Raw genomic sequence first — 14,695 nt, forward strand, 5'->3', positions numbered from 1 at the left:
AAGATTCAAGGGTCAAAATTATGTCTAATGAAACGCTTTCGGCTGATGTCGTCATCATTGGAGCAGGCATTTGCGGTTCCCTGCTCGCACACAAACTTGTCCGCAACGGACTTTCTGTGCTGCTCCTGGATGCAGGTCCCCGCCGGGACCGCTCCCAGATCGTAGAAAACTGGCGGAACATGCCGCCTGACAACAAGTCCCAGTACGATTATGCAACACCTTACCCCAGCGTACCTTGGGCTCCGCATACCAACTACTTCCCAGACAATAACTACCTGATTGTCAAAGGCCCGGACCGGACGGCTTACAAACAGGGAATCATCAAAGGCGTCGGGGGTACAACCTGGCACTGGGCGGCTTCAAGCTGGCGGTACCTACCCAACGACTTCAAGCTGCATTCCACATATGGCGTGGGCCGCGATTACGCCATGAGCTACGACGAACTTGAGCCTTACTATTACGAGGCCGAGTGCGAAATGGGCGTGATGGGACCAAACGGCGAAGAGATTACACCGTCTGCGCCTCGCCAAAATCCATGGCCGATGACCTCCATGCCTTACGGATATGGAGACCGGACTTTCACGGAGATCGTCAGCAAGCTCGGCTTCTCAAACACTCCTGTTCCGCAGGCACGGAACAGCCGCCCTTATGATGGCCGACCACAATGCTGTGGCAACAACAACTGCATGCCAATTTGCCCGATTGGCGCGATGTACAACGGCGTATACGCGGCAATAAAAGCGGAAAAGCTGGGCGCAAAAATTATCCCCAATGCTGTCGTCTATGCGATGGAAACGGATGCAAAAAACCGGATCACAGCGATTAGCTTCTATGATCCCGACAAGCAGTCCCATCGCGTCGTTGCAAAAACATTCGTGATCGCCGCAAACGGGATCGAAACACCGAAACTGCTGCTTCTGGCGGCAAATGATCGAAACCCTCATGGGATTGCCAACTCATCAGACCTTGTTGGCCGGAACATGATGGACCATCCGGGCATCGGCATGAGCTTCCAGTCTGCGGAGCCCATCTGGGCTGGTGGAGGCTCAGTCCAGATGAGTTCCATCACCAACTTCCGTGATGGTGATTTCCGCTCGGAGTATGCTGCCACGCAGATCGGCTACAACAATACGGCCCAGAACTCCCGCGCTGGCATGAAAGCCCTGTCCATGGGGTTGGTTGGCAAGAAGCTGGATGAAGAAATCCGCCGCCGCACAGCACATGGTGTGGACATTTATGCCAACCATGAAGTCCTCCCGGACCCCAACAACCGCCTTGTTCTCTCCAAAGACCATAAGGATGCTCTCGGTATTCCACATCCTGAAGTCACCTACGATGTTGGGGAGTATGTTCGGAAGTCAGCTGCCATCTCACGACAACGCCTGATGGATATCGCCAAAGCCATGGGCGGTACGGAAATCGAGATGACTCCGTACTTTACGCCCAACAACCACATCACCGGTGGCACTATCATGGGCCACGATCCACGGGACTCAGTGGTCGATGAATGGCTCCGGACCCATGATCATTCCAATCTGTTCCTTGCAACAGGCGCGACCATGGCAGCGTCCGGTACGGTCAATTCAACGTTAACAATGGCCGCACTGTCATTACGCGCGGCAGATGCCATTCTCAATGACCTGAAACAGGGGTAAGTCTTTTGAACACAGTGTTTCAACGCCACGCTATTGGCGCTTTTCTAAGTATTTTCATCGTATCAGCAAGTCTGACTGGTCTCGCATCAGCAAAGGATTTGACCGTGAATCTGGAAACATCCAATACTCTCATCGACCAAGCCAAGAAACTGGCAACTGCCAGTCATAACCGCGTCGCCATCGCTATTGTCGATGCAGGCGGAAATCTTGTCTCTTTTCAGAAAATGGATGGTACCCAACTTGGGAGCATCGAACTGGCGATCCGTAAGGCCAAGACAGCCCTTTCCTTCGCCCGCCCGACTGCTGACATGGAACATGCCCTCAATAGTGGGAATTACATGATCAGCACGCTCCCCAATGCTCTGCCCGCAGGTGGAGGATACCCGATCATGGTGAACAATGAACTTGTGGGGGCTCTTGGCCTCAGCGGTGGCGAAGGCGAAACTGACGCTCATCTGGCTCAGTCCGCAGTCACTGCATTCCTGCAGACCTCAAAGGCAAAGACCACGGAATGAAAACCCGACGTCACATGCACAGGAAAAAACTGGCTGTTTTTTTTCTGTGTGCGGTTTTCGGGAGTGTTGGCTCCAGCCATCATGCGTTCGCACAGAGCGAAACGTCTCAAAACCTCTCTACGCCTGACTTTTACAAATCCCGCGCTTTCGCGATGGAAGGCGTCGGCACATTCGCGGTAGGACCGTTGGTTCCATCTCTGTATGGAAACCCGCATCTTTTCGGAGACTGGGGAGGCGCGCAGACATGGCTGACCAAGCATGGCATGTATCTGAACGTCGCCCTTAACGAAGAATATATGGCCAATGTAACAGGTGGCCGGACACGGGATAATGTTCTTGCAGGGCAGGTCGCAGCAGAACTGGACGTAGACTGGCAACAGCTTGCGGGGATCAAGGGTCTTTGGACTCATCTTCTCGTGATTAACGGTCATGGGCGAAGCTTCAGCCATACGCTTGGGGATTCAGTCACCAACCCGGAACAGATCTATGGCGCCCGCGGCAATGTCGTGGCTCATCTTGTTTCCATGTATGCGGATAAGTCTTTCCTGAATGACCGTATCATCCTGTCATTAGGTGACATTCCAACGGGTAGTTTCTTTGCTTTCGATTATGTTGCCTGCTCTTTCATGAACGTTTCGGTTTGCAGTAACTTCGCGCCCGGGAAATATGTTCCAGGCGGTCGAGACTGGCCCTCAGGCAATCTTGGCGGTGTACTGCGTCTTCGGCCGACAGAAGAAACTTACATCATGGGCGGTGTTTTCGCGGTTTCTCCCCATAGTTACAATGGTGGGATATCCGGCTGGGCTTTAGCACAGAGTGGTCTGGGAAAAGTCTCTTCACAGATTGAAATCGGCTGGATGCCCTCTTTTGGCAAAAACAAGCTCCGAGGAAATTACAAGATCGGTGCCTGGTACGACAACTCCCGTTATCCCAACCTCTATGAGGACATCAACGGAAATTCTTTTCAGGCTACAGGACTGGAACGCCGCTATGAAGCTGGAATGACATCTGCCTGGTTTATGTTCGATCAGATGCTGGTTCGCAACGGACCAGGCATCACGGACGGTCTTATTCTGCTTGGAGGTGTGGGATATGCGCAAGGCAATCTCGTCGCCATGCGAGACCATGAATGGATCGGCGCGGTCGAGAGTGGAACGCCCTGGCACCGCAGTGGCGATCAGGCAGGTATCATGTTTCAACACATGGACATGAGCCGCACCGTTTCCCTCCAGCAGGAATCCTCTCTGGCTCTTGGGCTTCCTTTTCTGGCTAATCAGTGGGGCCCTGTCTATGGGGTACAGAATTGGGAAAATGTCTACGAGGCATTTTACAGCACCCATATCATGCGCGGCACAACCTTACAGGCCGACTTTCAGTATCTTCAACGCCCGGGAGCCACAACGACATTCAAAGATGCTGCGGTTATTGGTGGGCAGTTAACATCAAACTTCTAAACTATCGTTAGGCTCAGGACTCATAACCAGAATATAATGGTTGCGGCGAGGCAGATGGCTGAAAAGGAGACGCTCGGGCATTTGTCGTAGTGGGTTGTGACCCGCCGCCAGTCCTTGAACCTTCCGAATATAATTTCGATGCGGCTGCATCTTTTGTATTTTCTCGTGTCATATTTGACCGACTGTCTGCGAGATTTCCATCCCAGGATGCAAAGCCTGATCCCTTTTTTCTCTAGGGCACTCCTGAACCAGTCAGCATCATAACCCTAGTCTACCGGCATCCATTGTGCAGCAGGAAGGCTGTCTAGGACCTTTTATGCCTTGAATAACGGAACGGACTGCATGGCTGTGTATGATGAGCGTGATGCAGTCTGTCTTTTCCGATACCGCCTGGTCCGTATGGGAGCCATTAATCTAGGAGGTCCATCCGAAGGGGAAGACGCCACAAAAAAACCTCGACGAACGATTTTCGCGATTTTCTGAGGACATCAGAATGACGCGAAATGGCGCGCCCTTCCGCCTGGGTTTGGTCCCTGGTGGGTTGCTGCACAGTTGTTCATTCGATGGTTGAAATTCGGAGTATGGCAGCGCTTCTTTGAAAAGGTCAAAGACAGGGATCAGGCTCTCCACATGATCTTTCTCGAGGGCACGACCCCTGCCCATCACAAGGCGATCGAGGCCGCCAAAAAGGACGATGCAGAGAGTGCCTCAGGCGCTTGGCCGCTCATGTAGAGGCTTTGGCACGAAGGTCTGGTAACTACAGATGACATGGCAGGGCACTGTCCTTCACGCTGTCGCCCGGCCAAACCCATCAGCCTATGTCGTCTGTGACCGTGGGTATGCATCGCATAAATTCCGTGAATATCTCTGGAACCTAGGATCTCGCCCTGTCATTCCACCAAGGAAGAATGATCCAGAAGTCGCCTGTCCCAGATGAGCTTACAAACACCGACATCTGGTCGAAAATCTGTGGGCAAGGCTTAAGGAGTAGCGGGCAGTCGCAACCCGATATGAGAAAACCACCACATCTTTCCTCCACGTCATCCTCATCGCTGCTACAGCAGACCATATCAAGGCCTAACAGGCCCTAGCAAGGCACCGCACCGGTATAATCACTGATCTGTCCCGCAGTCATGAAAAAGCTCAGCGGTCGTCCGTTCTGATCGGTGAACACATTACAGCTTCGTGTTCATGTCGCCCTTTGTCCGTTCGATCAGTCGATCTTGCTCTTCACGAATAGCGAAATAAACCGTGTTTCTAAACCAGCGATGAAGAGGATCAGCATCTACACGAGGATGCCAAGCCTGAAACGCGCGAACAGGAGGCAGATCAAAGGGAAAAGAAAAGGTTTTCAAACCTAGTGAATTCAATGGCAACCGATCAGTCACAATTTCCGGCAAAGGAAGTATAACATCCGTTTCTTTCATGGATTCAATAAGAGAGTAATAGGTTGGAACCACCAAAGCAATTCTACGAGATAACCCGTATCTCTCCTTTAAAACGGTATCAATAGGACCATTCTGCTTCCCTTTTCGTGATACACTAACATGATCATACTTTACTAATTCCTTGGGCGTAATTTCGCTGTCGAATATTGGATGATTTTTTCTAACCAGAGCATTGAAATTCGTTTCAAAAAGAGTTTTCCGCATAATTTCAGGGCGCAGATCATCTGTAGCCCCAATATAAAGATCTATCCTGTTTCCCCTTAGGGATTCACTGGCCGTTTCCTCGGACTCAGGCGAAAAAACAATTCGGCAGTTCGGGCAGTCCTGACGGAGCGCCAGAAGAATAACCCGCCCAAACGCCCCAACAACAAGATCATTGGCACGAATAGTAAACAGAGGTGCCATTCCTTGCAGGTTGAGAGTTGCCCCTTCACTTAACAGATCGTCCGCTTCACGCACCAAAACCTGAACTCTGTCACGGATACGGTTCGCAAAGGCTGTCGCAACCATCCTGCGACCTGACATAACGAGGATTGGATCGCCGAAAACAGTTCTGAGTTTGGCCAAGTGCCGGCTCATGGCAGGCTCACTGACTTTAAGCCGTCGCGCAGCAAGAGAAACGCTCTGTTCCTCCACCAGAACCTGAAGGTAACGCAAAAGATCCAGATCATAGCGACGCCCGAGCGACTGCTTTTCCGACATGGCATTTTCCTTCCTTCAGATAACGGCAAACATTCCCGTGACCATAAACAGGAACGATGAAGTCCAACATACAGAAATGAAAGACTTCTCAGCCATCCTTCCAAAAAGTGAAATCCTAACCTGTTCGAAGTGAGGGTTTTCTCCTCACAGAGTTACCCCGATAGATGCGCTCAGACAGCAAGAGAGCAGCTGATGGCATCACCTTCACAAACCGCAGCACCACCCGCGCAACCGTCCTACATGCCTCCTTTCGGAATACGCACCCTGATCGGGTGTCTGGGTATGTTGCTGGCCGTGCATGTCGCAGGGTTTAACGAACACATCACCGAAATCGGCCTGTCGGACATCCGCGGCGCCATGCATATCGGCCGTGATGAAGGCACGTGGTTCATCTCGACCTACGAAGCCTTCAACATTGCCGCCATGGCCTTCACGCCATGGTTCTACATGACGTTCTCAATCTACCGCTTTTCGATCTTCATGACGGCAGTTCTGGCTCTTCTGTCCATTCCCCTGCCCTTCATGCCGGACATGGTTTCCCTGTGTTTTCTACGTGCGGCACAGGGTCTCAGTGCGGGATGTCTGCCACCCGTCCTCATGACCGTGATGCTTAAATATCTGCCACCTCCCATCAAGGTGTTTGGTGTGGGTGGGTACGCCATGAGTGCGACATTTGGCCCCAATCTTGGTGGTCCGCTGGAAGCCCTGTGGTTTGAGCACTTCGGCTGGCACTGGCTGTACTGGGAAGTCATTCCCCTGAGCGCCGTTGCCATCGCCATGATGGCTTACGGCCTTCCCAGAGACCCGGTGCATCTCGAACGGTTCATGAAGTTCAACTGGCGTGGCTTCTTCATCGGTGTGCCGTCCATTCTGTGCGTGGTCACAGTCCTTTATCAGGGCGATCGACTAGACTGGTTCCGTTCTCCGATCATTTCCCATCTGACATTCTGGGGCGGTGCGCTGTTTGTGGGTTTCCTGTTCCACGAATGGCACCATCACAGTCCGTTCTTCCGCCTTCAGTACTGGAAGAACCGGAACATCGCGATGTCCATGCTTACCCTTGTGGGCGTTCTGGTCATCTGCGGTCTGATGATGGAAATTCCGTCCACGTATCTGGCGGAAGTGCGCGGATACCGCCCGTCTCAGACAGCTCCTATCGCGCTGATGGTGGCTCTGCCACAGCTCATCATGCTTCCGCTGACGGCGGCCCTTTGCAACATGCGATCGGTGGACTGCCGTTATCTGCTTGGCATCGGCATGAGCTGCCTCGGGCTGGCGGCATTCCTCGGAACCTGGCTTACGCCGGACTGGGTGCGGGATAATTTCTATCTTCTACAGGGCCTCCAGATCGTGGGACAGCCCATGGTGGTCATTCCCGTGCTGATGCTGGCAACCATGTCCCTTGGCCCGGCGGACGGTCCGTTCATTTCCGGCATGGTGAACATGCTCAAAGGAATGGCCAATGCCGTGGCTGCGGCCCTGTTCGCAGTCCTGCTTCGGCGGCGCGAGCAGTATCATTCCAACATGCTCCTGGACCGCTCCGGCAATAACGCGACGTCCCTGTCCAGCATGGGAAACCCGATTGAGAGCGCGATCCAGAATACCTCCCCGGATACGGCGCATGTTTCCCGCAACACATTGGAAATCTTTCATGACTACCTGCACGAACAGTCTGTCGTGCTCGCTCTGGCCGATATCTATCTGGTCGTTGCCGTGCTGTGCGCAGGTTACGTCGTTCTGAATTTCATTCTTCCAAAACGCGTCTATCCGCCCGGCAAAGGCCCGGCACCCAAGCCTGCTCCCGTCCCCGTCTCCACTCCTGTTCCGGCGGCTCAAGTGTCCGCCCCCGCACATTAAGATCCGGATCTCTCAGACATGATTTATGGAAAGCCTCTTCTTCTCGCCGGCTGTGCCGTCGTGGTTCTGACTGGACTGGCCTGGAGTGCCGATCGTTTCTTCGTAGGTGACGGCGTTCATCAGAAAACCAATGACGCATATGTCACGGCTGACTTCACGACCGTTGCCCCCAAAGTCTCGGGCCGGATCGACCGCGTCCTGGCAGAAGACAACGAAACCGTTCACGCGGGCGAAGAACTCGCCCACATCGAAGACGACGACTATCGCGCTGCTCTCGCAGCAGCCAAAGGTGACGTGGCAGCCGCAGAAGGCGATGTGACCAACCTTCAGGCGATGCTGACCCGACAGGGCAGCCTGATTGCCGCAGCATCCGATACCGTCAAGGCTGACGAAGCCAGTCTAGCCTTCGCCCAGCAGAACGCTACCCGCTATCACAATCTTTCCGCAGGCGGTGCCAGCACCCTTGAACAACAGCAGGGTGCCGATGCCCATCTCCGGGAAGCCATGGCAGCCCTCGCCCGGGACAAGGCTGGCGTTGACAGCGCCCGGCAGCAGATCCCGGTTCTTCAGGCACAGATCCAGCGTGCGCAGGGTGCTCTGCTCAAAGCACAAAGCGCCGAACATCAGGCCGAACTGAACCTGTCTTACTGCACCGTCCCTGCACCCGTTGACGGCATTGTCGGTGAGCGCGGTGTTCGTATTGGCGCGTATGTTCACCCGGGCTCAGGTCTGCTGGCTGTCGTGCCCGTTCAGAAAGCGTATGTGCTGGCCAATTTTCAAGAAACCCAGCTCACCAAGATGCAGACAGGCCAGCGGGCTACCATCTGGGTCGATACTTTCCCCGGCCATCCGCTCCATGCCCATGTAGACAGTCTGGCCCCAGCGACCGGCGTCGCCTTCGCTGCGATCCAGCCGGATAATGCGACAGGCAACTTCACAAAGGTGGTCCAGCGTGTGCCGGTCAAGCTGACATTCGATGCCGGACAGCCTCTGGCAGCCAAGGTTCGCGTCGGCATGTCTGTTGAAGCGGAAGTGGATACGGCCTCACAGCCGGAAGGACCACATGCCCGCGACAACCGTTACGCCTGGCAGTGAGACGGTCCATGCGCCTTTTCCTATCGCCGCGAATAGCCACTCTTCTGTCCGTCACAGCTCTGAGCGCCTGCACCGTTGGACCGGACTATCATAAGCCGACTGACAACTCGCCCGCGCACTATCATGAGAGTGTCGCCCCAGCGACAGACCATCCAACCGAAGCGGCCCTCAATCCGCAATGGTGGCACCTCTACAACGACCCTGTGCTGACGCAGCTTGAAGCAGAAGTGGTCCGCAGCAATCTGGATCTGCGGACGGCCACCCTGAACCTTGCTGAAAGTCAGGCGGAGCGCCGCATTGCCAGTGCGGCACAGATGCCCCGACTGGATGGGGCTGCGTCCTATGCGCGCGAGCGTGCCAGCACTAACGGTATCCTCGGCCTTTTGGGAACCACTGAACAGGCCAGTCCGGGGGATATTGCTAGCGGAGCGCAGGGCTTCGGACCTGCAGCAGCTGATGGCGCCAAGGGCAATCCCGCCTTTAATCTCCCACAATATGGGCTGAGCGCGTCCTGGGAAGTGGATTTCTGGGGGCATGTTCGTCGGCAGGTTGAAGCAGCTACGGCAGCCATGCATGCCACGGAAGACATGCAGCGTAATGTGCTTGTTTCCCTGATGGCGGAAACAGCCCAGAATTATATCGCGCTAAGGAATATTCAGGCCCAGATCGCCATCACACAGCAGAGCATCGAGATCGCACGTCATAGCGTTGATCTGACAAATCTCCGCTTTACTCAAGGAACAGCGACCAAACTCGATGTCGCCTATTCCCGTGGGCAGATGCATAGCTTCGAGGCGCGCCTTCCTGTTCTGAAAAGTCAGGAAGTGCATCTCATCAATGCCCTCAGTTTCCTTGTCGCTCGTGAGCCAGGTGCTTTGGCCAACACCCTCGGCAAGCCCGGCGCCATTCCGCCTGTGCCCACAATCATCCCGACCGGCCTACCCTCACAACTGGCAGACCGGCGACCGGATATTCGTGCCGCACAGGAACGCCTCCATGCCGCGACGGCCAGTATCGGCGTCGCCATTGCAGATTTTTATCCGCGTATCACCCTCTCTGGCAGCCTTGATATTCAGGCTCTCCAATTCAGTGGACTTGGGTCTTGGGCCTCTCGTCAGTATGGCTTTGGCCCGACCATGACATTGCCTCTCTTTGAAGGGGGGCGGCTCACAGGCCAGCTTCATCTTCGTAAAGCCCAGCAAAAAGAAGCTGCGATCGCGCTTCAGAAAACAATTCTGCATGCCTGGGAAGAAATCGACGACGCCATGACCGATCTGAGCACCGCTCAGGAGCGTCAGAAGCGGCTGGAGGAAAGTGTCACGGAGAACGAGACAGCCGTTCATATTGCTCAACTACAATATAGTCAGGGCGCTGGAGACTTCCTAAATGTCCTGACAGCACAAAGTGCTCTTCTATCAACCCGGAGTGCACTCTCTGAAGCCCGCGCAAACGTCGCTCAATCCGTAGCGCATTTGTATCGAGCTCTTGGAGGAGGATGGGAGAAAGTGCTTTAAACCATAATCCTCTAAGTAATACCAAAGAACAGGATGGAAGACAGGCGATCTTTGCTTCTACCTTCCATCCTGTTCATAACGATCAAGACCGTTTATCGAAATTAACCCAAGTAATCATACCTTGGGTCAATATAAAATAGTTATTCCCCTTCTCCGTCAGGCAGCGTGTAAGCAATAATTTCATCGCTCACATCTGGCGAGTGGCTCATGCCTCCTGCCGAAATCACGACATATTCCTTGCCATTCTTCGGAGAGCGAAACACCAGAGGTGCTGCCGGAGCCCCGGCTGGCAGCCGGGCCTTCCACAGCTCTTTGCCAGTCAATGAATTCAACGCTCTTAAATAATAATCCTGCGTCCCCGCGAAGAACAGAACACCTGATGCCGTAGCCGTTGGACCTCCCAGCGTCGGCAGCCCCATTGGTACAGACATATGCGTCTTCAAACCCATGGGGCCGGTGTCTTTCACCGTTCCAAGAGGAACCTGCCACAGCAGCTTCTTCGTATGCAGATCAATGGCGTTCATCGTTCCAAATGGCGGCGTATTACACGGTACAGCCAGTGGCGACTGAAGAATATCAATACGAACACCACGATAAGGGCCTGCCACCTGCGGGCGCAAAGTGCCCATGAATCCTGGAACCTCATCCATCGAGATTGTGTAATGAGAAGCGTTCTTTTCGTTCACAAGCATCATGCGCAGCGGTACGCGCATGTCATTCACGAACATCAGACCCCGGGCTTCATCAATAGCGATACCGCCCCAGTTCATCCCACCAAGCAGACTTGGATATTCAATATAGGGCTTCTCGCCAGGTGGCGTAAACGGACCTTCATAAACAGAGTTACGGAACATAATCCGGCAGTAAAGCTGATCGAACGTGCTCACGCCCCACATTGAATTTTCCGTAAGCGGCTTATTGCCGATACCCGGCATCCCAACAGAAAATGGCTGCGTCCTGGCCAGATGCTCCCCTTCCGCCGCACCTTGGAGTGGAACACTTTTCTCGACCACATCTGTCACCGGCTTCCCGGTCCGACGATCAACAACAAAGATATTGCCCGTCTTTGTGGTCTGGATCAGAGCAGGAACTCTCTCACCCTTGGCGTTACTCACATCATAAAGAACAGGCTGGGACGGAATATCATAGTCCCAGACATCATGATGAACTGTCTGGAACAACCATTTTGTCTGCCCAGTCGTAGCATCAACCGCCACGATCGCCGCGCCGAACTTCTCTTTCACTGCATCGCGATCACCACCCCAGTAATCCGGCGGGCCACCACCCGTCGGCAGATAGACCAGGTTCAGATCACGGTCATATGTCGGAATGGTCCAGACATTTGGTGTTTCCAACGTATAGGTCTTGGAAGGGTCTGTGGCATTGGCGTTATCCGGATCACCAACATCCCATGTCCAGGTCTGAGCCCCCGTCCGCACATCAAATGCCCGCACGGCCCCTGAAGGTTCGCCATGCACAATATCACGCACCCAGCCACCAATCACCGTCGTATGACCCATGATGACGGGAATACCCGTAGGATGATACCGTTTGCCGTTTTCCACCGGCCCCATGCGGGACTTCAGATCAACAACGCCATTGTTTCCAAACTTCGGGCACAGCTTTCCCGTATGTGCATCAAGAGCGATCAGACGGGCATCGACCGTGTTTACAATGACGCTCTGACGGCAAGGCGCCTCCAGATCGACAGATTTTTCCTCGGCTGTCAGCATCAGATCTTTGTCGGTATCGTAATACCCTACCCCACGGCAGCTTACATGCTCTGCGGAATGAGCCTGTGGGTCAAACGTCCACAGAGCATGCCCCGTATCGCCTTCAATCGCGGCAACCTTATTTTCCGGGGTGCAGGAATAAAGAACATTACCAATCTGCTGCGGCGTATTTTCATCAACGCCCGTACCAGTCCCAGTCACGCGCCGCCCTGTGTGATAAACCCAGGCAACTTTTAGATGGCGAACATTCTCAGGCGTAATGGCCGTATACGGCACATAACGTGTTCCATGTGCATTTCGACCGAAATACGCCCAGTCATCCGGAACATCATCACTGGCCACGACATCTTTAGCGCGTGTCGCAACATCGCTCTCATTGTGGATGGCACCATGCGGTGTAAAGGCTTCAAACACAGTAACGAGAAGAGCAAGTACAAGACCCGCGCCACCGATAACGCTGCCCTTGCGAGCCCCGGAACCAACATCTGCAAGTGTCGCCGTTCCCCATAGTCCCAGAACACACAGGACTGCTGGAACGGTCAGACGAGGCAACAGCGCCCAGTAACCGATTTCCGGCGTATCAGCCAACGCCCAGAGCAAAGTGGCGAGAAAAACCGCAACCGTCGCAGGCAACGCCAAACGCTGCCGCAGAAACATAAGACTACCAATGGCAAGATACGCCAAACCTGCGGCGCAATAATAAAGAGATCCGCCCAAAAGAATAAGCCGGAACCCTCCAGCCAAAAGCGCAATGCCAACACAGAAGATAACTGCCGCAAACAGAATACGACATGCGGAGCGTATATCGGCGCCGACTTTTCCTGAAATATTATTCTTCACACCAAAAAACTCCGCATGAGCGACCTTCTATCCGCCACAATATTTTCTATTTCTGCGCTGCAGAACGTCATATGGACACTCTGGAACCGTGGTTCCTGCCTTATGCCGACAGACCAGACCGAGCACCAGTGGCATAAAAAAACCAGAGCCCGCAAAGGCTCTGGTTTTTCCGTCTCAGATTTGTGCTTTCAGCTACGCTGTGGCTTCCGGGAGTTAGCAGCAGCGACGCGCTTACCCCATGCGACAAGTGCATCCGTGCAATCCGTACGATCAAGTTTACACTCGATCAGAGTTGGACCACGGGTGTTCTTTCTCGCTTTTTCAATAGCCTCCGCCAGTTCTGCACCCGTCGTAGCCTTCAGGCCCAGACCCGACTTGCCACTTGCTTCACCTGGAACACCACCATTGAAGACATTGACAAGTGCGGCGTAGTCCCAGTTCTGGATATAGTTATATGGCCCGTCGTGAATCTTGATTTCAATCACATAACCATAGTTGTTGATCAGGAAAATAATGACCGGCAGTTCATACCGAACCATCTGTGCGACTTCCTGAGCTGTAAGCTGGAACGAACCATCACCGACCATCAGAACGTGCTGACGCTCCGGCGAGCCTGCCGCGTTCCCGAAAACAGACGGGACGGACCAGCCGATATGCCCCCACTGCATCTCGGATTCAACGCGCGCGCCTTCCGGCAGATGCATACGGGTCGCATTGAACCAGGAATCGCCCGTCTCGGCGAAAAGAGTCGTGTTACCATCCACCAAAGCGTTGATCTGACGCGTCATCTCGTCATTCGTCAGTGGAGCAGACGGTTCAGCCTTTGGCAGAACGACAGGCTCATAGCGTCCGGTCAAGGATGCAGACTTATGAGGAGCCTTTGCAGTGAGAGCCTTCACGAATTCCTTTAGACGGAAGCCTTCAAACGTCTTGCCATTGACCGTTACGCGGTCCGGGTTAACCTCAAGGACGTTCTCACCACGGATCAGATCATTCCAACCCACGGAAGAATAGTCGTTCCAGACAGGTGCGAGCGTAATGACGCCATCTGCACTTTTGACGACCGCTTCTGCACCGGGGCTGCTGACTTCACCCCAGTAAACGCCACGGAAACCCGGGTGCGTCTCAGGGAAGAAGCTTTTAGCCGCACTCATGACTGTAACGGCACAACCCAGCTTGTCCGCCAGAGCTACGGTTTCCTCAAGAGCTTCAGCCGCACGAAGCTTGCTTCCAACAAGGATAACAACCTTCTCACGCTGCTTGAGGAATTCTTCCGCTTCCTTAAGAGCGGCTTTCAGACTGGCATCGTCCGGAGCCGGATAGGACAGCAGGGAGTCCACCGGGCCAGGGCGAGCACAGGGAGCCGCAGCCACGTTGCAGGAAATTTCCAGATAGGCAGGCTTCTTTTCACGAAGAGCCGTGCGGATGACATGGTCAATCTTGGCTGGTGCTGATTCAGCATCCGTGATGCTCTCAGCCGCGCAGGTGACATGCTTTACCATTTCAAGCTGGTAATTATAGTCCGTCGTGCCGATCGTATGATGCAGCACGCGCCCCGAACCATAGTCATTCGTATTGGGCGCGCCCGAAATCACGATAACAGGCAGGTTCTCGGCATAAGATCCACCAAGACCGTTCATGGCTGAAATGGCACCGACGCTGAACGTCACGATAGCTGCAGCAGCCCCTTTGGCCCGCGCATACCCTTCAGCAGAAAAGCTGCAGTTCAGCTCATTACAGCTGTAGATCTGGCGCATGCCGCCATGTTCGAGAAGCTGATCCAGTAGGACGAGGTTGTAATCTCCCGCTACGGCAAAATGGTCTTTCAAACCGATCTGCGTCAGCCGTTCAGCAAGATAATGTCCAACAGTAAAGCTCATCA

8 protein-coding genes and 4 pseudogenes are annotated in these 14,695 nt (G+C 54.0%); 7 read left to right on the forward strand and 5 right to left on the reverse strand.

Annotated elements, in window-relative coordinates:
• Positions 1 to 20 precede the first annotated feature (20 nt).
• The 3 genes from AC3B6F_RS10400 to AC3B6F_RS10410 all read left to right on the forward strand — a co-directional run bounded on the left by AC3B6F_RS10400 (position 21) and on the right by AC3B6F_RS10410 (position 3,624).
• Positions 21 to 1,655 (forward strand): GMC family oxidoreductase, encoded by a 1,635-nt coding sequence (locus AC3B6F_RS10400; protein WP_062018623.1) that lies wholly within the window; start codon positions 21 to 23, stop codon positions 1,653 to 1,655.
• A 104-nt stretch (positions 1,656 to 1,759) separates the two neighbouring features.
• Positions 1,760 to 2,170 (forward strand): GlcG/HbpS family heme-binding protein, encoded by a 411-nt coding sequence (locus tag AC3B6F_RS10405; protein WP_034881338.1) that lies wholly within the window; start codon positions 1,760 to 1,762, stop codon positions 2,168 to 2,170.
• Entirely contained in the window at positions 2,167 to 3,624 is a 1,458-nt protein-coding gene (locus tag AC3B6F_RS10410) for a carbohydrate porin (RefSeq protein WP_489824300.1), read from the forward strand. Before AC3B6F_RS10405 ends, AC3B6F_RS10410 begins: the two co-directional genes overlap by 4 nt.
• A 20-nt stretch (positions 3,625 to 3,644) precedes the next feature.
• Here the strand turns inward: AC3B6F_RS10410 and AC3B6F_RS10415 are convergent.
• A pseudogene (locus tag AC3B6F_RS10415) lies at positions 3,645 to 3,935 on the reverse strand (transposase); the annotation flags it as partial.
• Positions 3,936 to 3,988: 53 nt separating this feature from the next.
• Here AC3B6F_RS10415 and AC3B6F_RS10420 point away from each other — a divergent pair.
• A pseudogene (locus AC3B6F_RS10420) lies at positions 3,989 to 4,705 on the forward strand (IS5 family transposase).
• An 18-nt stretch (positions 4,706 to 4,723) separates the two neighbouring features.
• Here the strand turns inward: AC3B6F_RS10420 and AC3B6F_RS10425 are convergent.
• A pseudogene (locus AC3B6F_RS10425) lies at positions 4,724 to 4,844 on the reverse strand (IS5/IS1182 family transposase); the annotation flags it as partial.
• Positions 4,839 to 5,774: pseudogene (locus tag AC3B6F_RS10430) on the reverse strand (LysR family transcriptional regulator); the annotation flags it as partial. The pseudogenes AC3B6F_RS10430 and AC3B6F_RS10425, both read right to left, overlap by 6 nt.
• 192 nt (positions 5,775 to 5,966) lie before the next feature.
• On the opposite strand from AC3B6F_RS10430, the gene AC3B6F_RS10435 reads away from it, so the two are divergent.
• From AC3B6F_RS10435 to AC3B6F_RS10445, 3 genes are read left to right on the forward strand one after another with little or no spacing between them, the layout of a single operon-like run.
• Positions 5,967 to 7,631 (forward strand): MFS transporter, encoded by a 1,665-nt coding sequence (locus tag AC3B6F_RS10435; protein WP_489824301.1) that lies wholly within the window; start codon positions 5,967 to 5,969, stop codon positions 7,629 to 7,631.
• An 18-nt stretch (positions 7,632 to 7,649) separates the two neighbouring features.
• On the forward strand, positions 7,650 to 8,726 hold the full coding sequence (locus tag AC3B6F_RS10440) for an HlyD family secretion protein (RefSeq protein ID WP_489824302.1): 1,077 nt from the start codon (positions 7,650 to 7,652) through the stop codon (positions 8,724 to 8,726).
• A gap of 8 nt (positions 8,727 to 8,734) precedes the next feature.
• Positions 8,735 to 10,240 (forward strand): efflux transporter outer membrane subunit, encoded by a 1,506-nt coding sequence (locus tag AC3B6F_RS10445; protein WP_489824303.1) that lies wholly within the window; start codon positions 8,735 to 8,737, stop codon positions 10,238 to 10,240.
• A 140-nt stretch (positions 10,241 to 10,380) separates the two neighbouring features.
• Here AC3B6F_RS10445 and AC3B6F_RS10450 read toward each other — a convergent pair whose 3' ends face one another.
• Entirely contained in the window at positions 10,381 to 12,813 is a 2,433-nt protein-coding gene (locus tag AC3B6F_RS10450; protein ID WP_489824304.1) for a membrane-bound PQQ-dependent dehydrogenase, glucose/quinate/shikimate family, read from the reverse strand.
• Positions 12,814 to 13,001: 188 nt separating this feature from the next.
• Positions 13,002 to 14,693, reverse strand: coding sequence for an alpha-keto acid decarboxylase family protein (locus tag AC3B6F_RS10455; protein ID WP_489824305.1), 1,692 nt, complete (start codon positions 14,691 to 14,693; stop codon positions 13,002 to 13,004).
• Positions 14,694 to 14,695: the final 2 nt, after the last annotated feature.

Source organism: Gluconobacter sp. ESL1110 (genome assembly GCF_058107395.1).

Excerpts from the sequence above, each read along its gene's own strand:
- AC3B6F_RS10410 (WP_489824300.1), top strand. The coding sequence starts at position 2,167 with ATGAAAACCCGACGTCACATGCACAGGAAAAAACTGGCTGTTTTTTTT.
- AC3B6F_RS10445 (WP_489824303.1), top strand. The coding sequence starts at position 8,735 with ATGCGCCTTTTCCTATCGCCGCGAATAGCCACTCTTCTGTCCGTCACA.
- AC3B6F_RS10440 (WP_489824302.1), top strand. The coding sequence starts at position 7,650 with ATGATTTATGGAAAGCCTCTTCTTCTCGCCGGCTGTGCCGTCGTGGTT.
- AC3B6F_RS10435 (WP_489824301.1), top strand. The coding sequence starts at position 5,967 with ATGGCATCACCTTCACAAACCGCAGCACCACCCGCGCAACCGTCCTAC.
- AC3B6F_RS10455 (WP_489824305.1), bottom strand. The coding sequence starts at position 14,693 with ATGAGCTTTACTGTTGGACATTATCTTGCTGAACGGCTGACGCAGATC.
- AC3B6F_RS10400 (WP_062018623.1), top strand. The coding sequence starts at position 21 with ATGTCTAATGAAACGCTTTCGGCTGATGTCGTCATCATTGGAGCAGGC.